General features: G+C 72.7%; 19 protein-coding genes and 1 riboswitch. Of the genes, 14 read left to right on the top strand and 5 right to left on the bottom strand.

The genetic code is table 11. From position 1 onward, the window contains the following. Together ACF08W_RS32825 and ACF08W_RS32820 are read left to right on the top strand one after the other, a co-directional pair. Nucleotides 1–1,617: peptidase C14 (locus ACF08W_RS32825; protein WP_392281531.1), on the top strand; the 1,617-nt coding region annotated here is incomplete at its 5' end. Then, nucleotides 1,614–2,549 carry a GNAT family N-acetyltransferase gene (locus ACF08W_RS32820; RefSeq protein WP_392281530.1) on the top strand — a complete coding sequence of 312 codons (936 nt, stop codon included), beginning with the start codon at nucleotides 1,614–1,616 and terminating at the stop codon, nucleotides 2,547–2,549. The genes ACF08W_RS32825 and ACF08W_RS32820, both read left to right, overlap by 4 nt. 617 nt (nucleotides 2,550–3,166) lie before the next feature. Here the strand turns inward: ACF08W_RS32820 and ACF08W_RS32815 are convergent. Both ACF08W_RS32815 and ACF08W_RS32810 read right to left on the bottom strand, forming a co-directional pair. Further along, a complete protein-coding gene (locus ACF08W_RS32815) occupies nucleotides 3,167–4,561 on the bottom strand; it encodes a solute carrier family 23 protein (protein WP_352280078.1) in 1,395 nt (464 codons plus the stop codon). A gap of 172 nt (nucleotides 4,562–4,733) precedes the next feature. Continuing rightward, entirely contained in the window at nucleotides 4,734–5,966 is a 1,233-nt protein-coding gene (locus tag ACF08W_RS32810) for an MFS transporter (protein ID WP_385210982.1), read from the bottom strand. A gap of 145 nt (nucleotides 5,967–6,111) precedes the next feature. On the opposite strand from ACF08W_RS32810, the gene ACF08W_RS32805 reads away from it, so the two are divergent. After that, the gene (locus ACF08W_RS32805; protein WP_392281529.1) at nucleotides 6,112–7,311 is read left to right on the top strand and encodes an ROK family protein; all 1,200 of its coding nucleotides are present in this window, start codon (nucleotides 6,112–6,114) and stop codon (nucleotides 7,309–7,311) included. A 97-nt stretch (nucleotides 7,312–7,408) separates the two neighbouring features. Here the strand turns inward: ACF08W_RS32805 and ACF08W_RS32800 are convergent, their stop codons facing one another. Continuing rightward, entirely contained in the window at nucleotides 7,409–9,748 is a 2,340-nt protein-coding gene (locus ACF08W_RS32800) for a chitinase C-terminal domain-containing protein (protein WP_392281528.1), read from the bottom strand. 255 nt (nucleotides 9,749–10,003) lie between these two features. Beyond that, a riboswitch (FMN riboswitch) is annotated at nucleotides 10,004–10,134 on the top strand. Between the two features lie 161 nt (nucleotides 10,135–10,295). On the opposite strand from ACF08W_RS32800, the gene ribD reads away from it, so the two are divergent. The 10 genes from ribD (at nucleotide 10,296) to ACF08W_RS32750 (ending at nucleotide 18,872) form a co-directional block, all read left to right on the top strand. Beyond that, nucleotides 10,296–11,396 carry a bifunctional diaminohydroxyphosphoribosylaminopyrimidine deaminase/5-amino-6-(5-phosphoribosylamino)uracil reductase RibD gene (gene ribD, locus ACF08W_RS32795; protein ID WP_392281527.1) on the top strand — a complete coding sequence of 367 codons (1,101 nt, stop codon included), beginning with the start codon at nucleotides 10,296–10,298 and terminating at the stop codon, nucleotides 11,394–11,396. Continuing rightward, the gene (locus tag ACF08W_RS32790; protein WP_385210994.1) at nucleotides 11,397–12,014 is read left to right on the top strand and encodes a riboflavin synthase; all 618 of its coding nucleotides are present in this window, start codon (nucleotides 11,397–11,399) and stop codon (nucleotides 12,012–12,014) included. Then, on the top strand, nucleotides 12,011–12,655 hold the full coding sequence (locus ACF08W_RS32785; protein ID WP_392281526.1) for a nicotinamide riboside transporter PnuC: 645 nt from the start codon (nucleotides 12,011–12,013) through the stop codon (nucleotides 12,653–12,655). The genes ACF08W_RS32790 and ACF08W_RS32785 overlap by 4 nt, the downstream gene beginning before the upstream one ends. Next, on the top strand, nucleotides 12,652–13,950 hold the full coding sequence (locus ACF08W_RS32780; protein WP_392281525.1) for a bifunctional 3,4-dihydroxy-2-butanone-4-phosphate synthase/GTP cyclohydrolase II: 1,299 nt from the start codon (nucleotides 12,652–12,654) through the stop codon (nucleotides 13,948–13,950). The genes ACF08W_RS32785 and ACF08W_RS32780 overlap by 4 nt, the downstream gene beginning before the upstream one ends. A gap of 46 nt (nucleotides 13,951–13,996) precedes the next feature. Then, complete coding sequence (gene ribH / locus ACF08W_RS32775; RefSeq protein WP_352280086.1) at nucleotides 13,997–14,482, top strand: 6,7-dimethyl-8-ribityllumazine synthase; 486 nt, start codon at nucleotides 13,997–13,999, stop codon at nucleotides 14,480–14,482. 35 nt (nucleotides 14,483–14,517) lie between these two features. After that, complete coding sequence (locus ACF08W_RS32770; RefSeq protein WP_352280087.1) at nucleotides 14,518–14,790, top strand: phosphoribosyl-ATP diphosphatase; 273 nt, start codon at nucleotides 14,518–14,520, stop codon at nucleotides 14,788–14,790. A gap of 78 nt (nucleotides 14,791–14,868) precedes the next feature. Beyond that, nucleotides 14,869–15,717 carry an ATP phosphoribosyltransferase gene (hisG, locus tag ACF08W_RS32765; protein WP_352280088.1) on the top strand — a complete coding sequence of 283 codons (849 nt, stop codon included), beginning with the start codon at nucleotides 14,869–14,871 and terminating at the stop codon, nucleotides 15,715–15,717. Between the two features lie 55 nt (nucleotides 15,718–15,772). Further along, a complete protein-coding gene (locus ACF08W_RS32760) occupies nucleotides 15,773–16,237 on the top strand; it encodes a PH domain-containing protein (RefSeq protein WP_385211005.1) in 465 nt (154 codons plus the stop codon). A gap of 194 nt (nucleotides 16,238–16,431) precedes the next feature. Further along, entirely contained in the window at nucleotides 16,432–17,796 is a 1,365-nt protein-coding gene (locus tag ACF08W_RS32755; RefSeq protein ID WP_385211007.1) for a hemolysin family protein, read from the top strand. Then, a complete protein-coding gene (locus ACF08W_RS32750; protein WP_352280091.1) occupies nucleotides 17,793–18,872 on the top strand; it encodes a hemolysin family protein in 1,080 nt (359 codons plus the stop codon). Before ACF08W_RS32755 ends, ACF08W_RS32750 begins: the two co-directional genes overlap by 4 nt. A gap of 59 nt (nucleotides 18,873–18,931) precedes the next feature. Here the strand turns inward: ACF08W_RS32750 and ACF08W_RS32745 are convergent, their stop codons facing one another. Both ACF08W_RS32745 and ACF08W_RS32740 read right to left on the bottom strand, forming a co-directional pair. Then, nucleotides 18,932–20,851 carry an AAA family ATPase gene (locus tag ACF08W_RS32745; protein WP_392281524.1) on the bottom strand — a complete coding sequence of 640 codons (1,920 nt, stop codon included), beginning with the start codon at nucleotides 20,849–20,851 and terminating at the stop codon, nucleotides 18,932–18,934. 360 nt (nucleotides 20,852–21,211) lie between these two features. Further along, nucleotides 21,212–21,841 (bottom strand): uridine kinase, encoded by a 630-nt coding sequence (locus ACF08W_RS32740; RefSeq protein WP_392281523.1) that lies wholly within the window; start codon nucleotides 21,839–21,841, stop codon nucleotides 21,212–21,214. Between the two features lie 175 nt (nucleotides 21,842–22,016). On the opposite strand from ACF08W_RS32740, the gene ACF08W_RS32735 reads away from it, so the two are divergent. Beyond that, on the top strand, nucleotides 22,017–23,384 hold the full coding sequence (locus tag ACF08W_RS32735) for a peptidase C39 family protein (protein WP_385211015.1): 1,368 nt from the start codon (nucleotides 22,017–22,019) through the stop codon (nucleotides 23,382–23,384). The last annotated feature ends 9 nt before the right edge of the window (nucleotides 23,385–23,393 follow it).

Genomic DNA, 23,393 nt, shown 5'->3' with positions numbered 1-23,393 from the left:
ATACGCACCGAGAACATCGAGAAGAACACCCACGACAACCCCTTCGGCGCCGTCCTCTCCTTCCGCGGCACCGTCACCGACACCACCCTCAGCCATCCGCTCGCCGCCACGGTGATCGAGCTGACCGACACCTTCCCGGTCCCCGACGCCAAGGCGTTCGGGGTCGGCCAGTGGTGGACCGTCCAGGTCGCCCCGGTCGAGGGCGGCGGACGCGACGAACGCGAACTCCAGAAGCTCGTCGAGATCACCGAGATCGTCGACGCGACCCATGTCCGCATCGGCTACCTCAACGGCTGGGAGCTCGCCGCCGGCCGCACCCTGACCTGGACCCGCGTCGAACCCGTCCGCAACAGCCATGTCCGCAACATGGTCTTCGAGGGCGCGGGCCCCGACGAGTACACCGGCTCGCACCCGGTCAGCTTCGAGTACGCGGTGGGCTGCGACGTCTCCGGCATCCACGCCACCGGCACCTTCTGGCCGGTCGTCATGCGCCGCTGGTGCACCCGCTTCCGCACCGAGGACTGCTCCCTGAAGAACCCGCCCACCGTCGAGTACGGCGGCGCCGGGTACCTCACCCAGCAGATCTACTGCCTGTACGGGCGGGTCGCGGACTGCACCACCAGCAACGTGCGCCACCTCAACGACCTCACCGCCTCCGCCTACTGCACCGTCGTGAACTGCCACGGCGACGGCGACGACGCCGGCGGCAACCCCTTCACCACCCATGGGCAGTACGAGCACGACCTCCTCTTCGACGGCAACTCCGGGCTGATGGACATCGCCAACTCCGGTGCCCAGTGGGGGATCTCGGCCAAACGGCTCACCGTACGCCGGCACGTCTGCTCCTGGTTCGTGGCCAACACGAAGATCACCGACCTGACCCTGGAGGACGTGACGGTGATCGCCCGCCCCACCTTCGACCAGGCGGGCACCCTCACCGTCAACGCCGACGGGGCCCAGGTGCGCGGCTGCACCGCGAAGACCTTCGCCGTCGCCCAGCGCTCCGCCCGCTCCACCCGGCCCACCACCGTCAGCGACTGCTCCTTCGACCTCCCCGCGGGCGGCGTGCTCGTCCAGACCCCGGTCACCGCCCCCGTCCACTTCGTCCGCTGCACCTTCACCGGCGTCGACGGCGCGGTGCTGCGCGGGGCCGGACCGGTCCGCCTCACCGACTGCACCGTCACCGGGGCCGAGGACGCCGCCCCGCTCTCCGTCGGCTCGGCCGACCTCACCATCGACGGCGGACGCTACGAGAACACCGGCATCGAACTCAGTGCCGTGCGCGACCAGCGGATCACCGTCACCGGCGGGGTCCGGCTCACGGGCCGCAACAGGGCCGGCGCGCTGCTCGGCCGCGCGGCCGGTCCGGGGAAGGTGACCTGGGACCTCACCGGCCTCAGCAGCACCACCGACACCGCGACCGCCCATGTCCGCATCGCCGACGGCACCAACCACTACCTGGCGACCGGCAACCGCTTCACCGGCGGAACCCTCCACCTTGTCCCCGGCGCGCTCGCCTCCGCCCTGCACACCGCCTGTGTCGAGGACGGCACGAAGCGCGTCGCGATGCCGGACGACGGCACCACGGCCCGCACGGAAGGAAACCTGATCCTGTGACCCCCGCCGCCGTCCGCACCGCCGTCCCGGCCGACGACCCGGCACTGGCCGCCCTGTGGCGGCGGTGCTTCGACGCCCCGCAGATCACCGCCCTGCACGCCCTGGACCCGGACCGGCACCGGCACACCTTCGTCGTGCCGGGCGCCGGGGAGGGCGTGCTCGACGCGGTCGTCGTCTACGTACCGAGGACGATCCGCGACGCGGACGGCGCCCCGCGGCGGGTCGGCGGCATCGGCAGCGTGGCCACCCGCCCCGAGGCCCGGGGCCGGGGCCTGGTGCGGCTGCTGCTGGCGGCGGCGGAGCGCGCCATGCGGGCCGAGGGCTGCGCCTGGTCGCTGCTGTTCACCGGGACGCCCGGGGTCTACCGGGGCTCGGGCTGGGAGGAGTTCGGCAGCGGCTGCGTCGAGGGACGGCTCGCCCCCGCGCCCGCCGCCGGGGAGTTCCGGATCCGCGCGGCCACCGCCCGCGACGCCCCGGAGGTGGCCGCGCTGTACCGGGCGTACAACGCGGACCGGCCGCTCACCACGGTCCGGTCGGCCGAGGACTGGGCGGTGCGGGTGCCCGCCTGGTACGGCCCGCTCGACGGGACACTGGTGGCCGAGGACCCCCGCACCGGGGCGCCCGCCGGCTGGCTGGTGGCCCGGCACGAGGAGGAGTGGCTGGAGGTACGGGAGTTCGCCGGTGCCCCGGAGTGCCTGGGCGCGCTGCTGGCCGCCGCCGGGGAACGGGGCCGCGCGGCCGGGCTCGACCGGGCCCGGGTGCGGCTCCCCGACGAACCGGGCACCGCCGCCGCCCTGCCCCGCCTGCTGGCGGACGCCCGGCGGACGACGGAGTACGTGGGCATGGCCCGTCCGCTCCTCGCCCCGGCCCCGGCCGTCCGCGCCACGGTCACCGCGCCCGGCGCGGTCCACTGGTACGGCGACTGCTTCTGACCTCCGGGGCGGTACGGATCCCGCCGCCCCGGTCCCCCGAGGACGGCCGACCCGGGCGACGGCCGGATCCGGGGCCGCCGCGTGCGAGGTGCCGGACCTGACCGGAGCCGACCTCGTCGTGCACTGCGCGGCGGCCGTCGGCGACCCCGTGCCCGGCTCCCCGGCCTAGGACCTGTCTTCAAACTGCCGTCGTCCGGCCGGAGGCCGGGCCGTGCGGTGTCCGGTGCGTGCGATCGCAAGGCGGAGGGTCGCTCCGATACTGGATGTATCGGGGTGACCCCGACAACGCGGCGAGCGTGCGTGCCGGGCGCCGCACGGCAGGCGGCAGTTTGAAGACAGGTCCTAGGCGGCCCTGCGGGCCGTCAACGTCGACGGCCGGGACGAGGCGGTCCGTACGGTCCTGCGCGCCCACGGGATCCGTGCGCGCGTCGCCCACGTCCCGCTGCCGGTCGCCCGCACGCGGAGCCGCCGCTCACCTGCTACGCCGTCGACCAGCTGGCGCACTCCGTGGTCCTGGACGTGTCCAGGACCGAGTTCGCGGGGGTGGACGGCCGGGCGTTCCCTCGCGGACTACGACCCGCCCCCGAGCGGGGGAGGGACGAGCCCAGGGACAGGTCCTAGCGGTCCGAGTCCTTCGACGACCCCGAGTCGTACGCCGAGGTGCCCGAGTCCAGCAGGGGCTCCTGGGTCTTGAGGTGCGCCGGGGCGAAGGCGCGCAGCACGTGGTAGCCGGTGATCACGACGATGGTGCCGAGCGCGATCCCGCTCAGCTCGAAGTTGTCGGTGATCTTCAGGCTGACCCCGCCGACGCCGATGATGATGCCCGCCGCGGCCGGAACCAGGTTGAGCGGGTTGCGCAGGTCGACCTTGGCGTTCAGCCAGATCTGGGCGCCCAGCAGGCCGATCATGCCGTAGAGGATGACGGTGATGCCGCCGAGCACCCCGCCCGGGATGGCGGCGACGACCGCGCCGAACTTCGGGCAGAGGCCGAAGAGCAGGGCGAAGCAGGCGGCGGCCCAGTACGCGGCGGTGGAGTAGACCCGGGTCGCGGCCATCACGCCGATGTTCTCCGAGTACGTGGTGTTCGGCGGACCGCCCACCGCGGTCGACAGCATCGACGCGGCGCCGTCGGCGGCGATGGCGGTGCCGAGCTTGCCGTCCAGCGAGGCGCCGGTCATCTCGCCGACCGCCTTCACGTGCCCGGCGTTCTCCGCGATCAGCGCGATGACCACCGGCAGGGCGACCAGGATCGCCGACCACTCGAAGCTCGGGGCGTGGAAGGAGGGCAGCCCGATCCAGTCCGCCTTGGCGACCCCGGACAGGTCCAGCCGCCAGTGGTCCACCGCCTCGGCACCGCCCGCCGGGGAGTGGATCTTGCCGAAGACTCGGTCGAGCACCCAGGACAGCACGTACCCGAAGACCAGGCCGAGGAAGATCGCGATGCGGGAGAAGAATCCGCGCAGGCACACTACGGCCAATCCGGTGAACAGCATCACCAGCAGGGCCGTCCACTGGTCCTGCGGCCAGTAGGTCGACGCGGTCACCGGCGCCAGGTTGAAGCCGATCAGCATCACGACCGCGCCGGTGACGACCGGCGGCATGGCCGCGTGGATGATCCGGGCGCCGAAGCGCTGCACGGCCAGACCGGCCAGGAAGAGCACCACGCCGACGGCGAAGACCGCGCCGGTGACCGTGGCGCTGCTGCCGCCACTGGCCCGGATCGTCGCCGCGACCCCGACGAAGGAGAGCGAACAGCCCAGGTAGCTGGGCACCTGGCCGCGCGTGGCCAGCAGGAAGATGGCCGTCGCGACACCCGACATCATGATCGCCAGGTTCGGGTCCAGGCCCATCAGCACCGGGGCGACGAACGACGCGCCGAACATCGCGACCACGTGCTGGGCGCCCAGCCCGAACGTACGCGGCCACGAGAGCCGTTCGTCGGGCCGCACCACGGCCCCCGGTGCGGGGGTCTTCCCGTCGCCGTGCAAGGTCCAGCGCACGCCGAGGCCCATGGTCGCTCCCTGATGTGTGTAGGCGCGGAACGGATTGCCTCGATCGGCACGTCGCTACCGCTGAAATGATCAGCGCCATGGTAATGCCGGTTCCCGGCGTGCTCGCGGCGGGGCACCGCTTTCGCGCAGGTCGGCGCCGTCCGGCCGGGAGCGGACCGGCCGGACGGGCGGCTCAGCCGCGCGGTTCGGTGGCCGCCGCCTCCGGGGTATCGGCGTTCCGGGACGCCACCGCCCGGCGGTCGCCCGCCCGGAGCACCCCGGCCCCCAGCACCAGCCCGAAGGCCAGGACCGTCACCAGCCCGAAGGAGACCACCAGCGAGGTCGCCTGGGCCAGCGATCCGATCGCGGACGGGGCGATCAGCCCCGAGGTGTACGTGATCGTGGCGACACCCGCGATCGCCTGGCTCGGGTTCGGCCCGCTGCGCCCGGCGGCGGCGAAGGCCAGCGGGACGACCACGGCCACCCCGAGCCCCAGCAGCCCGAAGCCGCACATCGCGAGCACCGCGTCGGGCGAGGCCACCACGAGCAGCCCGCCGACCGTCGCGAGGGCGCCGCCGGCCCGTACCGTCCGGACCGCGCCGAAACGGTCCACCACCTTGTCACCGGCGATCCGGGCGATCGCCATGGTCAGTGCGAACGCCGTGGTGGAGGCCGCGGCGAGCCCGGCGGAGGTGTCCATGACGTCCCGGAGGTAGACCGCCGACCAGTCCAGGCTCGCGCCCTCGGCGAACACCGCGCAGAAGCCCACCGCGCCGATGATCAGCGCCGACCTCGGCGGCAGCGTGAAGCGCGGCGGCGGCTCCTCGTCCGGCCGGCCGCGCAGGTCCAGTACGTTCCGGCAGGCGATCAGGCCCAGCACGGTGAGGACCAGGGCGGCCACCGTGTGGTGCAGCCGGGCGTCGGTGCCCAGATGCGCGGCGACCGTGCCCGCCGCCGAGCCGAGCAGCGCGCCCACGCTCCACATCCCGTGCAGCCCCGACATGATCGACTTGTCGAGGCGGTTCTCCACCTCGACGCCGAGTGCGTTCATCGCCACGTCCGACATGCCGGCCGTCGCCCCGTACACCAGGAGCGCCGCGCACAGCGTCAGCAGGTTGGGCGCCAGCGCGGGCAGCACCAGCGCCAGCGTCCACAGGGCGAGCAGGGCGCGCAGCGCGGTCCTGGCGCCCAGCCGGTGGCTGATCGCACCGGCCAGCGGCATGGCGAGCGAGGCGCCGATGGCGGGGAAGGCGAGCGCGAGGCCGAGCTGACCGGCGCCGATCCCGGCATGCTCCTGGATCCAGGGCACCCGGGTGGCGAAGCTGCCGGTCACCGCACCGTGCACGGTGAACACGGTGGCGACGGCGTATCTGGCCCGTACCACCTGCTTCGCCCCGAACTCCGTGTCGGTGGAATCCGCTGTCATACCGCCGTGCCCTCCCTTGGAAACGTTCTGCTGCCGGTGGTCCGGTGCCCGTGTGCACGGTGCGGGCCGTAAACTATCAGGAACCCTGCCTGATAAATAGTGCGCCGGGCACTCCGGTGCGACGGAGATCTGGAAGGATCCCGGCATGCCCGCATCACCGAGCACCGCACGGGCCATCAACGACCGGCTCGCCCTGGGACTGCTCCAACAGGACGGCCCGCTGACGGCCGCCCAGCTGAAGACACTGACCGGCCTCTCCCGGCCCACCGTCGCCGACCTGGTCGAACGCCTCCAGGGCGCCGGGCTGATCCGGGTCGTCGGCGAGACCGGAGCCCAACGCCGGGGCCCCAACGCCCGGCTGTACGGGATCGTCGCCGACCGCGCCCACCTCGCCGCCCTCGACGTCCGCACCGGCAGCGTCGCGGTGGTCGTCGCCGACCTGCTCGGCACCACGCTCGCCGAGGCGACCCTGCCGATCGGCGGCGACACCGCCACCGAGGCCGCCGCCGAGCAGGCCGCCGCGCTCCTGGAGCGCACCGCCCGGAAGGCGGGGGCCGGGCCGCTGCACAGCGTCGGCATCGGCGCGCCCGGCCTGATCGACCCGCTCACCGGCGAACTGCGCGACACCACCGGACTGCCCGCCTGGCACCGGCGGCTGGTCCGGGTGCTCCAGCAACGGCTGCCCGCGACCGTGCTGGTCGAGAACGAGACCAATCTCGCCGCCGTCGCCGAGCACCGCGACGGCGCGGCCGTCGGCCAGGACACCTTCGTGCTCTTCTGGCTCGGCCACGGCGTCGGCGCCGCCGTCGTGCTGGACGGCAGGCTGCGCCGGGGGGCCTCCGGCGGTGCGGGCGAGATCGGCTTCATGCCGGTGCCCGGCATCACCGCCACCCCGTCGGCGCTCAACTGCGAGGGGGGCTTCCACTCACTGGTGGGCTCCGCCCCGGTCTGTGAACTGGCCATCGCCCACGGCATCGCGGTGCCCCTCGACACCGGGGAGGGCGAGGAGGAGGGCAAGGAGCCGGGCGCGGCCTTCGCGGTCCGGGCCGCACTGGCCGGGGCGGGGGACGGGGACGCGTTCCTGGACGAGCTCGCCGGGCGCCTCGCGGTCGGGGCCGCCGCCATCGCCGCCGTCCTCGACCCGGGCTGCGTGGTGCTGGCGGGCGAGGTCGGCCACGCGGGCGGTGGCGCGCTCGCCGCCCGCGTCGAGGGGCGGCTGGCCGCCATGTCGCCGCTGCGCACCGAGGTCAGGGCCGGCCGGCTGGGCGGCGGCGCGGTCCTCCGCGGCGCCCTGCTGGCCGCCCGCGACGCGGCCCAGGACGACCTCTTCGGCTCGACGGCCTGAGCCGCGGGGCGAGCCGCGCGGCCCGGCCCCGGACGCGGAGGGGCCCGGCGGCGACCGGGGGCGGACCGGTCACCGCCGGGCGGTCACGGGGAGGGGGTCAGCAGGCGCCGAGGTCCTGCCAGACACCCCAGTCACCGGTGGAGCCGGGCGTCTCGCCCTTCGTCCACCACTTGGCCTTCCACTGGTGCCCGCCGTGGGCGACCGTCGTACCCGTGCCGTACTCGGCGGTCGCGGACCAGGCGGTGGCGGTGCAGCTTCCGCCGCCGGGGCCCGGGGTCGGGCTGGTCGACGGGTCGGGCGTGGGCGAGGTGCCGGTGCCCGGCTCGACCACGGTGGTGCCGCGTGCCAGGTCGGCGGCGAGCGCGTAGGACTTCCCGCCGAAGGTCACCGTCCAGTTCGACGGGGTGGAGGTGGGCAGGTAGTAGACGAAGTCCAGCTGCACCGACGCGCCCGGGGCCAGGCTCTGCCAGCCCGGCAGTTTCAGCGCGACCCGGTTGTGGTCGCCCTTGAGCCCGCCGACGTTGCCCGTGCCCGGGTGGTCGCTGCGCACGATCGTGGTGCCGAAGCCGGACTGGTCCTTGGCGTTGGCGGGCGCCGAGGTGGCGTAGTCGAACTGGAACTCCGTGCCGCCGGGCAGCGTCGCCTTCGTGTGGTTGGTGATCGTCAGCTTGGGGCTGATCGGGTAGTTGGAGTCGCCGAGCGGGAACTGGCCGAAGGACACGTCGATGTCCAGCGCCTCGGTGGGCAGCTCGACGGTGGAGCGCTTCGCGCCGTACGGGGCGGCCGACTTGAACGCGTCGTACATCGTCGAGGTCAGCGTCGAGCCCGGCTCGTACTGGCCCTTGGCGGCGTTCCAGCCGTAGTCGCCCGCCAGCTCCCAGATCATGGTGCCGCCGATGCCCCGGTCGACGACGTACTTCGCCTTCGCGGCGACCGACTGCTCGTCCTCGGTGGAGAGGAAGACCTTCTTCTCGGCGTTCCACAGCCAGGGCGCGACCAGCGTCGAGTCGTACTTGCGGGCGTAGGTGCCGGTCAGCTTGGTGCCGGCGGGGAATCCGTAGTCCGTGACGTAGTCCCCGACGACGCCCTTCTCCAGGTTCTTCGCGTGCCACATCGGGTTGGAGCCGGCCGGCGACTCCTTGCCGTTGGCGTCCTGGTCGTGCCAGAGGTTGTCGATGCCGACCGCGCCGTCACCGCACTTGGTCAGCCCCGCACCGGCCGGGCAGTCCGTGGTGGCGGCCCGGCCCCACAGCCCGTCGGTGCCGCCCTGCACGTTCTTGAAGCCGCGGGTGTAGTACGGCAGCCCGATGTTGATCCGGCCGGCCGGCATCGAGCCGCGGAAGTAGTGGTACGCCCAGTCGGTGTTGAGGTAGCCGACACCGCCGTACTGGGCGGTGGAGTAGACGCCCGCCTGGGCCAGTTCGGCGTCCTTGCCGTCGTCGTACAGCGCGGCGTTCGGGCCGACGTACTCGTTCCAGGCGCCGTGCAGGTCGTACGACATGATGTTGACGTAGTCCAGGTACTTCTGGACCTGGAAGGTCTCCATGCCGCGCAGCAGGTAGCCGGAGGAGGGGGCCGCCACGCTCAGCAGGTAGTGGGTGCCGTCGGCGGCCGAGGCCCGGTCGAGCTTCTCGCGCAGGGTCTTCATCAGCGCGGCGTAGCCCTTGACGAGACCGGCCCGGCGCGCGTTGGAGAGCGTCCAGTCCAGCGGGTTGCCCGAGTCCTTCATGGTCGTCGGGTACTCGTAGTCGATGTCGACGCCGTTGAAGCCGTACTTCTTGACGAAGGCGACGGCCGAGTCGGCGAAGGTGTCGATGCCGGCCTGGTTGACCGAGCCGTCGGCGTTGGTCGCCATCGAGTAGAACCCGCCGGAGTCGACCCGCTTGCCGCTGTCGTCGAAGTAGCCGCCCGTCTCGGCCCAGCCGCCCACCGACACCATGGTCTTCACGTTCGGGTACTTCTTCTTGAACTTCGTGAGCTGGTTGAAGTGGCCCTTGTAGGGGAGGGCCGGGTCCATCTCGGCACCCGCGACGCCCGGCCAGGTCATGCCGGTCGCGGGGTTGTCCGGGCCGTCGGAGCCCACGGAGAGCTTGTTGGCGCCGTCGACATGGGCGAAGGCGTAGTTCAGATGGGTGACCTTGTCCCAGGGGATGTCGGAGGCGAGGTAGGCGGGCTTGCCGTCCTTGCCGGTCCGCCAGCCGGTGAAGTAGCCGATGACCCGGCGCTGGTGGTCGGCGCCCATCTTCTCCCGGCCCTCGGTGTCGTACACGGAGCAGTAGGGGACCGGGACGCCGGGCGTCCGGTAGAGCCCGTCGGGGCGACAGGACTCCTGGTCGGCGGCGGCGGACGGGGTGGCGGTGAGCGAGCTCATCAGCAGTCCGGCGACGGCGGCGCCGACGGCGAGCAGGGTGGCTCTCGCACGGGTGGGGGACAGCACGTTCGGTTCCTCCCGGGGAGGTTCGGCGGCACACAACTTGCAAGGGGGTGGGTCGTGTTGATGCCCCGGGTGTGCGCACACCACGGAACGGCTCCTCGGAGGTGACGCAGACATTAAGAGGACTAGACCAGTGCGTCAATAGGTCTGGACCATCAGGGGACGGGGAGATTCCGGAAGGGTGGTCTGTGAGGCAGTCCACAGGCATCCGCGGGTTGACCCGCCGCGGTCCGTGGCACACTGGCCCTGTACCAGCAGCAGCGCACTCCGGGGTCGGTGCAATTCCGAACCGGCGGTTATAGTCCGCGACCCGTCCGCATCCAGCGGCCGGTTGACCAGGTGGGATTCCTGGACCGACGGTTAAAGTCCGGATGGGAGGCAGTGCGCGGCGGGCCGTTTCGCGGGTACGCCGCCGTCGGCGGATGGTTTTCGGGCGACCGATTCCATCCGGGTTGTCCGGCATTTCCGGCGTTCCTCCGTTGCGTTCCCGCTCTTTCTGTCGTCGTCGACAGGCCCCGGAGTCCGTGCCCGAAGAGGCAGGAGGACACCGGTGGACACCGCGGCCGACATCACCGCCATGCGTCGCGCGATCGCACTCGCCGCCCAAGGTCTCGGCTCCACCAGCCCCAACCCCGTCGTCGGCTGCGTCGTGCTCGACGCCGCGGGCCGCCCGGCGGGGGAGGGCTTCCACCGGCGCGCCGGCGGACCGCACGCCGAGATCCACGCCCTGCGCGAGGCGGGCGACCGGGCCCGCGGCGGAACCGCCTACGTCACCCTCGAACCCTGCAACCACACCGGCCGCACCGGCCCCTGCGCCCAGGCCCTCGTCGAGGCCGGGATCGCCCGGGTCGTCTACGCGGTCGGCGACCCGAACCCGCAGGCCACCGGCGGTGCCGACACCCTGCGTGCGGCCGGGGTCACGGTCGGGCAGAGCCTCCTCGCGGAGGAGGCCGAGGCGGGCAACGCGGCCTGGCTGACCTCCGTGCGGCTCGGCCGCCCGTACGTCCTGTGGAAGTACGCGGCGAGCCTCGACGGCCGGATCGCGGCCGCCGACGCCACCAGCCGCTGGATCAGCTCCCCGGAGTCCCGCGCCGACGTCCACCGGCTGCGCGCCGAGGCGGACGCCGTCGTGGTCGGCTCGGGCACCGCCCGCACCGATGACCCGCAGCTCGGGGTACGCGGCATCGAGGGCGCCGTCCAGCCGCTGCGGGTGGTCGTCGACACCGCCGCCACCGCCGTGCGCCCCGGCGCCCGGGTCCTCGACACCACCGCCCCCACCCTGATCGCCGTCGCCGAGGACGCCGACGCCGGGCACCTGCCTCCGGACGCCGTCCTGCGGCTGCCCCGCGCCGCCACCGGCCCCGGCCTGGACCTGCCCGCCCTGCTCCGGGCCCTGCACGGGCGCGGGGTCCGCTCCGTACTGCTCGAAGGCGGGCCGACCCTGGCCGGGGCCTTCGTCGCCGCGGGCGTGGTCGACAAGGTCGTCGGCTACCTCGCCCCCGTACTCCTCGGCGCCGGGCCCGCGGCCCTCGCCGACGCCGGAATCACCACCATCGCCGAGGCGTTGCGCCTCGATGTGACCGAGACCGTCCGCATCGGCCCCGATCTGCGCATCACCGCCGTCCCCGGCACCGACCGGAAGGGAAACTGAGTGTTCACCGGAATTGTCGAAGAACTGGGTGAGGTCACCGCCGTCGAGCAGCTCGCCGACGCCTCCCGCTTCCGACTGCGCGGCCCCGTGGTCACCGAGGGCGCCAAGCACGGCGACTCCATCGCCGTCAACGGCGTCTGCCTCACCGTCGTCGAGCTCGGCGACGGCGAGTTCACCGCGGACGTCATGGCCGAGACCCTGAACCGGTCCAGCCTCGGCGCCCTGGCCACCGGCTCCCGGGTCAACCTGGAGCGCCCGATGGCGGTCGGCGGCAGGCTCGGCGGCCACATCGTCCAGGGCCACGTCGACGGCACGGGCCGGATCGTCGCGCGCGAACCCTCCGAGAACTGGGAGGTCGTGAAGGTCTCCCTCCCCGCGGAGCTGAGCCGCTACGTGGTGGAGAAGGGCTCCATCACCGTCGACGGGGTCAGCCTCACCGTGGTGGACGCCGGACCCGACTACTTCACCATCAGCCTCATCCCCACCACCCTCGCCCTGACCACGCTCGGCATCAAGAAGCCCGGCGACCCGGTCAACCTGGAGGTGGACGTCATCGCGAAGTACGTCGAGCGACTGCTCGGCCACACCACCCAGGACCCCGAGGAGCCGGTGGCATGACCTCTCTGCACTGGCTGAACGCGGAGGCGTTCACCCTCTTCGGCCAGCGCATCATCTGGTCCGACATGATCGGCAACACCGTCGGTCTGATCGCGCTGACGCTCGGCTGGCTCCGCTCCGTGTGGACCTGGCCCGCACAGCTGCTCTCCGGCGTCGTCCTGGTCGCCGCCAACGTCTCCGTGCAGCAGGCGGGCAGCGTCGGCAAGCAGATCATCGTCATCGCGGTGGCCGTCTGGGGCTGGCAGCAGTGGACCCGGGGCCGGCAGCGGGCGCAGGACGGCTCCATAGCCGTACGGTTCGCCACCTGGCGCGAGCGCGGCCTGCTGCTCGGCGGCGCCGCGCTCGGCACCCTCGCGGTGGGCGGCCTGTTCACCGCGTTCCCCTCGCTGTCCTGGAGCCCCTGGGCGGACGCGTACATCTTCGCCGGGACGCTCGTCGCGATGCTCGCCCAGGCCCGCGGCATGGTCGAGTTCTGGTTCGCCTGGCTGCTGGTCGACCTCGTCGGCGTACCGCTGAACTTCCACAGCGGGCTCGCCTTCTCCGGTCTCATCTACGTCGTGTACGGCGCCCTGGTCCTGTGGGGCATGCGCGACTGGTGGCTGCGTTCGCGGACACCCGCTCTGAAGGGAGCCACGGCATGACCGCCCAGCCCACCTGGCTGCACCGGGAACCCGGCGCGGCCGCCGAGGACCTGCGCCTGGACCCGGTCGGGCAGGCGATCCGCGACATCGCCGCCGGTCGGCCCGTCGTGGTCGTCGACGACGAGGACCGGGAGAACGAGGGCGATCTCGTCGTCGCCGCCGAGAAGGCCACCCCCGAGATCGTCGCGTTCATGATGAGCGAGTGCCGCGGCCTGATCTGCGCGCCGATGGAGGGCGACGAGCTGGACCGGCTCGACCTCCCCCAGATGGTCGACCGCAACACCGAGTCGATGCGCACCGCGTTCACCGTCTCCGTCGACGCCGCCCCCGCCCACGGCGTCTCCACCGGCATCTCCGCCGCCGACCGGGCCGCCACGCTCCGACTGCTGGCCGGCGGCGAGGCGGGCCCCGGCGACTTCGTCCGCCCCGGCCACGTCTTCCCGCTCCGCGCCCGCCCCGGCGGCGTCCTGGTCCGCAACGGCCACACCGAGGCCGCCGTCGACCTCGCCCGGCTCGCCGGACTGCGCCCCGCCGGGGCCATCGTGGAGATCGCGGGCGAGGACGGGGTGATGCTGCGCCTGCCCCAGCTGGTCCCCTTCGCCCGCAAGCACGGCCTCACGATCATCTCCATCGAGGACCTGATCGCCTACCGCCGCAGCTCCGAGCCGACCGTCCGCCGCGAGGCCGAGGTACGGCTGCCGACCGCGTTCGGCGCGTTCACCGCGTACGGCTACCGCTCCACGACCGACGGTGTCGAGCACGTCGCACTGGTCCACGGCGAGCTCGGCGACGGCGAGGACGTGCTGGTCAGGGTGCACTCCGAGTGCCTGACCGGCGACATCTTCCAGTCGCAGCGCTGCGACTGCGGCCCCCAGCTGCACGCGTCCATGCGCCGGATCACCGAGGAGGGCCGCGGCGTCGTCGTCTATCTGCGCGGCCACGAGGGCCGGGGCATCGGCCTGCTGTCCAAGCTCCGGGCCTACGAGCTCCAGGAGCGCGGCGTCGACACCCTCGACGCCAACCTGGAGCTCGGCCTGCCCGCCGACGCCCGGGACTACGCGGCCGGCGCCCGGATCCTGGAGGACCTGGGCGTCCGCAGCCTGCGGCTGATGACCAACAACCCCGACAAGACGGCCGCGATCCTGCGGCACGGACTCGCCGTCACCGGCCGGGAACCGATGCCCGTCCAGGCCGGCGAGCACAATCTGGGCTACCTGCGCACCAAGCGCGACCGCATGGGGCACGACCTGCCCTGGCTCGACGCCGCCACGGCGTCGACCTGCGGCAACCAGTGAACCCGGCCATCACGGCCACCTCACGGAAACGAACCACGGGAGAGACATGAGCGGCAAGGGCGCACCCGAACTGTCCGTACGCAACTGCGGCGACCTGCGCGTGGCGGTCGTCGCCGCGCAGTGGCACGAGAAGGTCATGGACGGGCTCGTCGACGGCGCGCTGCGGGCCCTGCACGACCTCGGGATCGACGAGCCGACCCTGCTGAGGGTGCCCGGCAGCTTCGAACTCCCGGTCGTCGCCAAGGTCCTCGCCGGCCGCGGCTACGACGCGGTCGTCGCCCTCGGGGTGATCATCCGCGGCGGCACCCCGCATTTCGAATACGTGTCCACCGGTGTCACCAACGGGCTGACCCAGGTCGCCGTCGACACCGGCGTCCCGGTCGGCTTCGGCGTCCTCACCTGCGACACCGAGGAACAGGCGCTCGACCGGGCCGGCCTGGAGGGCTCCCACGAGGACAAGGGCCACGAGGCGGTCACCGCGGCCGTCGCCACCGCCGCCACGCTGCGGACCGTCAGCGAGCCCTGGCGCTGAACACGGGCCGGGGACCCCGTACTCTAAGACCCATCATGGCGAACAAAACCTTCGAAGAGCTCTTCACCGAGCTCCAGCACAAGGCCGCCAACGGCGACCCGTCCACCTCCCGCACCGCCGAGCTCGTCCACAAGGGCGTCCATGCCATCGGCAAGAAGGTCGTCGAAGAGGCCGCCGAGGTCTGGATGGCCGCCGAGCACGAGGGCAAGGACGCCGCCGCCGAGGAGATCTCCCAGCTGCTGTACCACGTCCAGGTGATGATGGTCGCCCGGGGGATCTCGCTCGACGACGTCTACGCCCATCTCTGATCCCCACCCGCACCACCCCAGCACCGCGCACACCCGCACCCCAGCACCCACCCCCTCCTCGCAAAGGAATCCGACCTCATGCTGCGCATCGCCGTCCCCAACAAGGGTTCACTCTCCGGGCCTGCGATGGCGATGCTCCATGAGGCCGGATACCAGCAGCGCAAGGAGTCGAAGGAACTCGTCCTCGTCGACCCGGAGAACGAGGTCGAGTTCTTCTACCTGCGCCCCCGCGACATCGCGATCTACGTCAGCTCCGGCCGCCTCGACATCGGCATCACCGGCCGCGACCTGCTGCTGGACTCCGGAGCGGACGCCGAGGAGATCCTCCAGCTCGGCTTCGCCCGCTCCACCTTCCGCTACGCCACCAAGCCCGGCACGGCGAGCGGCCCGCAGGACTTCGACGGCAAGACGATCGCCACCTCCTACGAGGGCATCGTCGCCAAGCACCTCGCCGACGCCGGCGTCCACGCCTCCGTCGTCCACCTCGACGGCGCGGTCGAGACCGCCATCGAGCTCGGGGTCGCCCAGGTCATCGCCGACGTCGTGGAGACCGGCACCAGCCTGCGCAACGCCGGACTCGAAGTCATCGGCGAACCGATCATGACGTCGGAGGCGGTCGTCATCCGCCGCACCGGCGCCCCCGGCGACGACCCCAAGGTGCAGCAGTTCCTCCGCCGTCTCCAGGGCGTCCTGGTCGCCCGCTCCTACGTGATGATGGACTACGACTGCCGCGTCGAGCACCTGGAGCGCGCCGTCGCCCTCACCCCCGGCCTGGAGTCGCCGACCATCTCGCCGCTGCACCACGAGGGCTGGGTCGCCGTCCGCTCCATGGTCGCCGCCCGGGAGGCCCAGCGGATCATGGACGACCTGTACGCCCTCGGCGCCCGCGCCATCCTCACCACCGCCATCCACGCCTGCCGCCTCTGACGGCACGGCAGGACACGGCACCCCGAAGCGAAGACCGAGAAGACGGAAGAACGACATGTCCGCCCCCGCAGCCCGGCCCGAACTCCCCGCCCTCCCCGTCACGTTCCGGCCGACCCGGACCCGGATCGTCCTGCTGACGGTGGGCGCGGCGATGTTCCTCGTCATCACCGTGGTCGCCCTGACCCTGGAGCAGCTGGGGCCGGGCGAGCGGGCCAGCTTCGTCTTCACGGCGCTGCTGTTCTTCGGGGTGCTCGCCCTGCTCAGCCGCCCCAAGGTCGTCGCGGACGAGGACGGGGTGACCGTGGTCAATCTCACCCGGACGCGCCGGCTGTCCTGGGCGGAGATCCTCCGGGTCAACCTGCGTGTCGGCGACCCCTGGGTCTTCCTCGACCTGAGCGACGGCACCAGCCTGCCCGCCCTCGGCATCCAGCCGGGCATCGCCAAGGAGCAGGCCATCAGGGACGCCCGGACGCTCCGGGTGCTCGCCGAGAACCACGGCACCGGAACGGATCTCGGCTGAGCCCCCTGCCCCGCACGGCCTGTTCTTGACTACTCTGGAGGACGGCGGTACCCCTGTGTACCCCCGCCCCGCACCGGAAGGTCCATGAACAACAGGACCGGCGGGGCCTTCCTGCGACCCAAGGAGTGACTCCTTCCAGCAATGGACGGATCGTCCGGTAGTACCTGCGCCGCCCCTTCCCCGGAGGCGGCGGCATGACCACCCCCCTGCTGCTCCTCGGAGCGGCGTTCCTTCTCATCCTCGCCAACGGATTCTTCGTGGCGGCCGAGTTCGGTCTCGTCACCGTGGAGCGGCCGGACGCCGAGCGCGCCGCGGCCGAGGGAGACCGGCGGGCCCGTACCGTCGTCGGCGCCCTGCGCGAACTCTCCTTCCAGCTCTCCGGCACCCAGCTCGGCATCACCATCACCTCACTGGTCGTCGGCATGCTCGCCGAACCGGCCCTCGCCCAGCTGCTGGAGGGCCCGCTCAACGCGGTCGGCCTCCCCGACGGCCTGGTCTCCGGCGTCAGCGTGCTGATCGGGATGATGGCGGCCTCCGCCGTCCAGATGGTGATCGGCGAACTCGTGCCCAAGAACTGGGCGGTCTCCCGGCCGCTCCAGGTCGCCCGGTTCGTCGCCGGCCCCCAGCGCCGCTTCTCCGCCGCCTTCCGTCCGGTGATCAGCCTGCTGAACACCGTGGCCAACCGCCTCGTCCGGATGCTGGGCGTCGAGCCCACCGACGAGCTGGCCTCCGCCCGCACGCCCGGCGAGCTGGTGTCCCTGGCCCGGCACTCGGCCGAGGCCGGCACCCTCGAACAGGACACCGCCGACCTCTTCGTACGGACGCTGTCGCTCGCCGGGCTCACCGCCCAGCACGTCATGACCCCGCGCGTGAAGGTCAGCGCCCTGCAGTCCTCCGCGACCGCACAGGACGTCCTCAACCTCACCCGCGCCACCGGCCTCTCCCGCTTCCCCGTCTACCGGGAGCGGATCGACGAGGTCATCGGCATGATCCACCTCAAGGACGCGCTCGCCGTGCCCGCCCAGGACCGGCTGCGCACCCCGGCCGGCCGGATCGCCGTACCGCCGCTGCTGGTGCCGGAGACCCTGCCCGTGGAGCAGCTCCTCCAGCGGCTCCGCAACGAGCAGCCGATCGCCGTCGTGGTCGACGAGTACGGCGGCACCGCCGGGGTCGTCACCCTGGAGGACATCATCGAGGAACTGGTCGGCGAGGTCAGGGACGAGCATGACGCCGAGGGCGCCGACCGTCCCGAACTGGCCCCGGCCGCCCCCGAGGACGGCCGCCCTGCCTGGGAGGCCGACGGCAGTTGCCGGGTCCTCACCCTGCGCCGGATAGGCCTCGACGTCCCCGACGGACCGTACGAGACGGTGGCCGGGCTCGTCGCCGACCTGCTGGGACGCATTCCCGCCCCCGGCGACCGGGCCGAGCTTCCCGGCTGGCGGATCTCCGTCCGCCAGGTCGGCCACTACCGCGCCGAACGGGTCCGCTTCGTCCGCCTGGCCGAACAGCCCGGCCCCGACGCCCCCCGGACGCACCAGGTCCTGGAGGGCGCCCGATGAGTCTGGCCCAACTGCTCTTCGCCGCGCTCCTCGTGCTGGCGAACGGCTTCTTCGTCGGCGCCGAGTTCGCCCTGGTCTCGGTACGCCGCAGCCAGGTCGAGCCGCTCGCCGCGGCCGGGTCCGGCCGGGCCCGCCAGGTGCTGTACGGCCTGGAGAACCTCCCGCAGATGATGGCCGCCGCCCAGTTCGGCATCACCGTCTGCTCGCTGACCCTCGGCGCCGTCGCCGAACCGACCATCGCCCACCTCCTGGAGCCGGTCTTCGCGGCGGTCCACCTCCCCGAGGGGCTCGTCCACCCGCTCGGCTACGTCCTGGCGCTCGCCTTCGTGGTCTTCCTCCACCTCGTCATCGGCGAGATGGTCCCGAAGAACCTCGCGATGGCCGCGCCCGAGCGGACCGCGCTCTGGCTCAGCCCCGGACTGGTCGGCTTCGCCCGGCTCTGCCGTCCGGTGACCGCCGCGCTGGGCGCCTGCGCCCGGCTGGTGCTCCGGCTCTTCGGCGTCGAGCCGAAGGACGAGGTGGAGGCCGTCATCACCAGCGAGCAGCTCAACCGGCTCGTCGAGGACTCCGGCCAGGCCGGTCTCCTGGAACCGGAGGCGCAGGAACGGCTGGAGGACGCGCTGGAGCTGGGCAGCCGGCCGGTCACCGACGTACTGCTGCGCCGGGCCGCCCTCGTCACCGTCGACCCGTCCGTCACCCCGCGCCGGATCGAGGAGCTGACCGTACGCACCGGCTACTCGCGCTTCCCGGTCTGCGCGGAGGGCGGTGGTCCGTTCATGGGCTATCTGCACGTCAAGGACGTACTGGACCTGGAGGACGGCGAACGGGCCGTCCCCCAGCAGCTCTGGCGGCCGATGGTCACCGTACGGGCCGAGCTGCCGCTCGACGACGCGCTGACCGTGATGCGCCGGGCGGCCACCCATCTGGCGCAGGTCGCCGACGCCTCGGGCCGGATCCTCGGCCTGGTCGCGATGGAGGACGTCCTGGAGACGCTCGTCGGCGAGGTGCGCGACCCGGCCCACCGGATCGCGGTCCCGCGCCGGGCCGCCGAGCCCGCCGCCACGGTGGTCGGCTGAAGGGGTCCCGTGCTGCCGGAGCGGACCCGGTTCCGCGGTCCCTCCGGCAGCCGGGAGCCTCACAGCGCGGGCGGCGGCTCCTGCTGCCCCCGGCCCACCGGCCCCCGCCCGGACAGCACCTCGCCGTAGGCCTGCATCAGGTCCGGAAGCCGCAGGGTCGCCAGGTCGTCCCGGCCCGGCAACGACGTGTACCCCGAGAGCCGCAGATCGCGGTAGGCACAGCTCTTCTCGTACAGCGTGCGCAGGAACCGGCCGTTGCCCAGCTCGTCGATCCAGCCCTGCTCGACGACATGACCGCTGATGGAGGCGAGCTCCTCCAGGGACTCCTCGTCCCACCGATCGCCGTTCTCCGCCGCGAGCACCTCGCCGATCGCGGTCAGCTCCGCCGGACGGTAGCTCGGGAAGTCGACCCGGGTGGTGAAGCGCGAGGAGAGCCCGGGGTTGGTGGCCAGCAGCCGGTCCATGCCCTCCGGATACCCGGCGAGGATCACCACCAGGTGGTCCCGGTTGTCCTCCGCCCGCTTGAGGAGGACCTGGAGAGCCTCGTCCCCGTACGCGTCCCCCTTGCTGTAGCCGCTGTTGGCGAGGCTGTACGCCTCGTCGACGAAGAGCACCCCGCCGAGTGCCGAGTCGATCAGCTCATTGGCCTTGACCGCGGTCTGGCCGAGGAACTCGCCGACCAGGTCCGCCCGCTGGGCCTCCACCAGATGGTCGCCGCCCAGCAGCCCCAGCGCGTAGAAGACCCGGCCCAGGATGCGGGCCACCGTCGTCTTGCCCGTACCGGACGGGCCGGAGAAGACGAAATGCCGCTTCGGCGGCTGCACCGGCAGCCCCTGCCCGGACCGCAGCCGCGCCATGTTCAGCTGCGCGGACAACGCCTTCACCTGGCGCTTCACCGGCTCCAGGCCCACCATCCGCTCCAGCTCCGCCAGCGCCTCGGCCAGCAGCACCGGATCGCTGGGCCCCGCCGGGAACGGCGCGGGCGGCTGACCGGGCACCGCCGACCGGTGCCGCGCCCCGCCGGACGGCGGAAGCATCCCGGCACCCGGGACCCCGGGCGGCTCGCCGTCCGGCCGCAGCTCCCGGCCGTCCAGCGGATCGGTGCCGGGCAGCGGCGGCTCCGGCTCCGGCTGCGCCTCCGACACGGCCCCGTCCGTACCGAGCCCGGCCAGCGACACGGCGGCCAGGTTCGCCGCGTCGTCGGAGCCCTCCAGCCCGTCGTAGTCCGCGATGGCGGCGAGCCGCGCGGCGGTGTCCATGAACGTCGGGTCGATGCGGTGCACCGCCCGGTACAGCGGAAGGGCGGCGGCGCTGCGGCCGGTGCCCTCATGGGCGCGGGCCAGCCAGTAGCGCAGCTCCTTGCGCTGCGGCTGCTCGCTGCGGCAGCGCATCAGGGCGGTGGCCAGCAGCGGCTCGGCCTGCCCGTACATCTCCAGCCGCACCCGTGCCATCCCGCCGAACAGCCCCGCCTCGATGCCGAGCAGCGGATCGTCCGTCAGCTGTTCGGTGTTGCGGACCAGCTGCTCCCAGTCCTTGACCAGGTACGAGCGGCAGGCGTGCAGAAAGCGGACCTGCGGGTCCGTGTCCACCGGGGGCAGGCCGGCGAGCGCCCGGTCCAGCTCGGGGACATGGCGGCCGTCCAGCCAGTGCGAGGCGTGCGCGAGCAGCAGATCGCGCCCGCTCTCCAGCACCGGCTGCACCCACCAGCCCAGCCAGTACCAGGAGTTGAGCGTGCGTCGGTGGCGGGTGCGCTGCTCGCCGAAGCGTTCGCGGTGGCGGTACATGCGCAGCAGCGCGGTCGTCGTGTCGACCCTCAGGGCGTGGAGGCCGAGCCAGCCGTCCGCCATGCCGGGGTCGAGCCGTACCGCCGCCCTGAACTCCTCCTCGGCCTGCGGATAGGCGCCCACGGTGTAGGCGTCCACGCCGCGCAGCCAGGCGAGGTCGGCCGGGGCCTGTGCGCCCTGCGTGCCGATGTCCATCTGGTCCCCCACAAACCGTGCCCCCAGGATGTCCCGCCGCACGATCCTGCCCACCGGGGAGCGTCGAATCACTTGGCCGCGAACGGGAATTGACCGCACCGAGAGGCATCGTACCTGCGCAGGGAGTATGCGACTAAGGGCTCCGCAGACGGAAGGAAGACTGTGACCCAGGGTGATCGGAACGCGCTCGAACCGGCGCGGGGGAGGGGTCGAGGGCAGAACGAAGCCCCCGATCACGGGGGAACAACCGGGGGCTTCGTGTCTGTATGGGCTCCGAAAAGCCGCACATTGAGAACGTAAGACCTGTACCGTCCCCGGGTCAAGCCGAGTTGGGGTACTTCCGGGGCGATTTCCCCCTATTCACCGGGGCGCCGCACCGCGCTCACGCTCGGTGACGGAATAGTTCATTCCTGCTGCCGGGGCGGGGCCGTCCAGCAACGCGTATCCCACCGGCAACTGCCGCACCAGGGTGTCCGCGTACGGGCGCGAAGGATCGGCCGAGAAGTGCTCCGCCTCGGCCGCCGTCCACCCGTCCCAGAACTCCGTCAGCGTCGGCCCGTCCCGGCGCCGCCCGCGCGCCCAGGACTCCGCGGCGTCCATCTCCATCCACAGCAGCCGCGCCAGCAGGGGCCGCACCGCCCTTCGCCCGGCCCCGACCCCCTCGACCAGCACCACCGGGGCGGGCCGGAGCGTCCGCGCCGCGCCGAACCGCCGGGCGGTCCAGTCGTACGGCGCGTACCGCGCGCACACGCCGCGCCCCAGCGGCTCCAGCACCTGTTCCCGCAGCCGGTCCGTCCAGGCGAAGCAGGCGTCGTGGCTGGCCAGATCGTCCAGGTGCAGGACCGGGGCGTCGCCGAGGGCCGCGGCCAGGCGGGCGGCGAAGGTGCTCTTGCCGGAGCCCGCGTGGCCGTCCACGGCGATCAGCCGCACCGGTCCGCAGGACGGGGCCAGGGCGCGCAGCCGCGCGGCGAGCGGCGAGAGGTCGGTCATGCCCACCAGCCTACGAGCCGCCCCGGAGCATCCGCAGGTCACGTCAGTGGACCAGACCAATATTGGTTGGTCGGCACGAGTCGAATCCCTGGCCGGATCCGGTCGCGACCGGCGATAGTTGGCGCACTGCCGTGAACCTGTAGCCGCATTCCGCCGACGACCGGGGGTCTCGCCCATGAACCGACCGACCTCACGCAGAACCGTGCTGACCGCCGCGCTCGCGGTGGCGGCCACCGCAGGCGCGGTGTCCTCCGCCACGTCCGCCTCGGCCGCCGTTCCCGCCGCCCCGTCCGGGGCGGCCCCGACGACGGGTCCCACCGTGGACAACCACTCCTGGCACGGCTTCACCGACTGGCGGTCCGGCTCCGGCGCCGGGACGCGGCCGGTCGCGGGCCGCCGCCCCGGACTGGTGATCGGCCACGCCGAGGGCCGCACCGACTACACCGACCCGCACACGGGCACCACCGCCACCTGGGAGTACGCGAGCTGGACCTCGCCGCTCCACCGCTCCGCCGTCCCGGCGACCGAGGTCATCGCCTCCTGGAACGCGCACACCCCGGCGGGGACCTGGATCCAGATCGAGCTCCAGGGCCGCTACTCGGACGGGACCGCGACCCCCTGGTACGTGATGGGCCGCTGGGCCGCCGGTGACGGCGACATCCGGCGCACCTCCGTGGACGACCAGACCGACGGCCGCAGCTCGGTGTGGACCGACACGCTCTCGGTGGACGACGCGGCGAGCGGGCTGCGGCTGGCCGCGTACCGGCTGCGCCTCACCCTGTACCGCACCCCCGGGAGCCGCCTGACGCCCACGGTCTGGCGGGTGGGCGCGATGGCCTCCGACGTCCCGGACCGCTTCACCGTCCCGGCCAGCACCCCGGGCCTCGCCCGCGAGCTGATCGTGCCGCGCTACTCGCAGAACATCCACGCCGGCCAGTACCCCGAGTACGACAACGGCGGCGAGGCCTGGTGCAGCCCCACCTCCTCGCAGATGATCATCGAGTACTGGGGCCGCCGCCCGACCGCCGAGGACCTCTCCTGGGTCGAGCCGGGCCTCCCCGACCCGCAGGTCTGCCACGCCGCCCGCTTCACCTACGACTACCAGTACGAGGGCTGCGGCAACTGGCCGTTCAACGCCGCCTACGCCTCCACGTACGACGACATGAGCGCCGCCGTGACCCGGCTGGGCTCGCTCACCGACCTGGAGACCCTGATCCGGGCGGGCATCCCCGTCATAACGTCGCAGTCCTTCCTCAAGGAGGAGCTGACCGGCGCGGGCTACGGAACCTCCGGCCACCTGATGACCGTCATCGGCTTCACCGAGGACGGCGACGTCATCGCCAACGACCCGGCCTCGCCGAGCGACGAGGCGGTGCGCCGGATCTACCGACGCCGCGAATGGGAGAACATCTGGCTGCGCACCAAGCGCTACAACGCGAGCGGCAAGGTCGTGGGGGGTACGGGCGGGGTCTGTTACGTCTACTGGCCTGCCCGGCCGACTCCGGTGCAGCGCCGGGTGCTGGAGTCGTTCGGTCTGCTGTGAGTGCACATG

Origin of the sequence: Streptomyces sp. NPDC015144, assembly GCF_043079735.1 — a bacterium.
Lineage (GTDB): Bacteria > Actinomycetota > Actinomycetes > Streptomycetales > Streptomycetaceae > Streptomyces.
The sequence above is the reverse complement of the archived record's forward strand: the minus strand, read 5'-3'. Positions and strand labels throughout refer to the sequence as shown.

Excerpts from the sequence above, each read along its gene's own strand:
- ACF08W_RS32755 (WP_385211007.1), top strand. The coding sequence starts at position 16,432 with ATGACCACCCCCCTGCTGCTCCTCGGAGCGGCGTTCCTTCTCATCCTC.
- ACF08W_RS32810 (WP_385210982.1), bottom strand. The coding sequence starts at position 5,966 with ATGACAGCGGATTCCACCGACACGGAGTTCGGGGCGAAGCAGGTGGTA.
- ACF08W_RS32740 (WP_392281523.1), bottom strand. The coding sequence starts at position 21,841 with ATGACCGACCTCTCGCCGCTCGCCGCGCGGCTGCGCGCCCTGGCCCCG.
- ACF08W_RS32770 (WP_352280087.1), top strand. The coding sequence starts at position 14,518 with ATGGCGAACAAAACCTTCGAAGAGCTCTTCACCGAGCTCCAGCACAAG.
- ribH (WP_352280086.1), top strand. The coding sequence starts at position 13,997 with ATGAGCGGCAAGGGCGCACCCGAACTGTCCGTACGCAACTGCGGCGAC.
- ACF08W_RS32750 (WP_352280091.1), top strand. The coding sequence starts at position 17,793 with ATGAGTCTGGCCCAACTGCTCTTCGCCGCGCTCCTCGTGCTGGCGAAC.
- ACF08W_RS32735 (WP_385211015.1), top strand. The coding sequence starts at position 22,017 with ATGAACCGACCGACCTCACGCAGAACCGTGCTGACCGCCGCGCTCGCG.
- ACF08W_RS32780 (WP_392281525.1), top strand. The coding sequence starts at position 12,652 with ATGACCGCCCAGCCCACCTGGCTGCACCGGGAACCCGGCGCGGCCGCC.
- ACF08W_RS32805 (WP_392281529.1), top strand. The coding sequence starts at position 6,112 with ATGCCCGCATCACCGAGCACCGCACGGGCCATCAACGACCGGCTCGCC.
- ACF08W_RS32745 (WP_392281524.1), bottom strand. The coding sequence starts at position 20,851 with ATGGACATCGGCACGCAGGGCGCACAGGCCCCGGCCGACCTCGCCTGG.
- ACF08W_RS32815 (WP_352280078.1), bottom strand. The coding sequence starts at position 4,561 with ATGGGCCTCGGCGTGCGCTGGACCTTGCACGGCGACGGGAAGACCCCC.
- hisG (WP_352280088.1), top strand. The coding sequence starts at position 14,869 with ATGCTGCGCATCGCCGTCCCCAACAAGGGTTCACTCTCCGGGCCTGCG.
- ACF08W_RS32785 (WP_392281526.1), top strand. The coding sequence starts at position 12,011 with ATGACCTCTCTGCACTGGCTGAACGCGGAGGCGTTCACCCTCTTCGGC.
- ACF08W_RS32760 (WP_385211005.1), top strand. The coding sequence starts at position 15,773 with ATGTCCGCCCCCGCAGCCCGGCCCGAACTCCCCGCCCTCCCCGTCACG.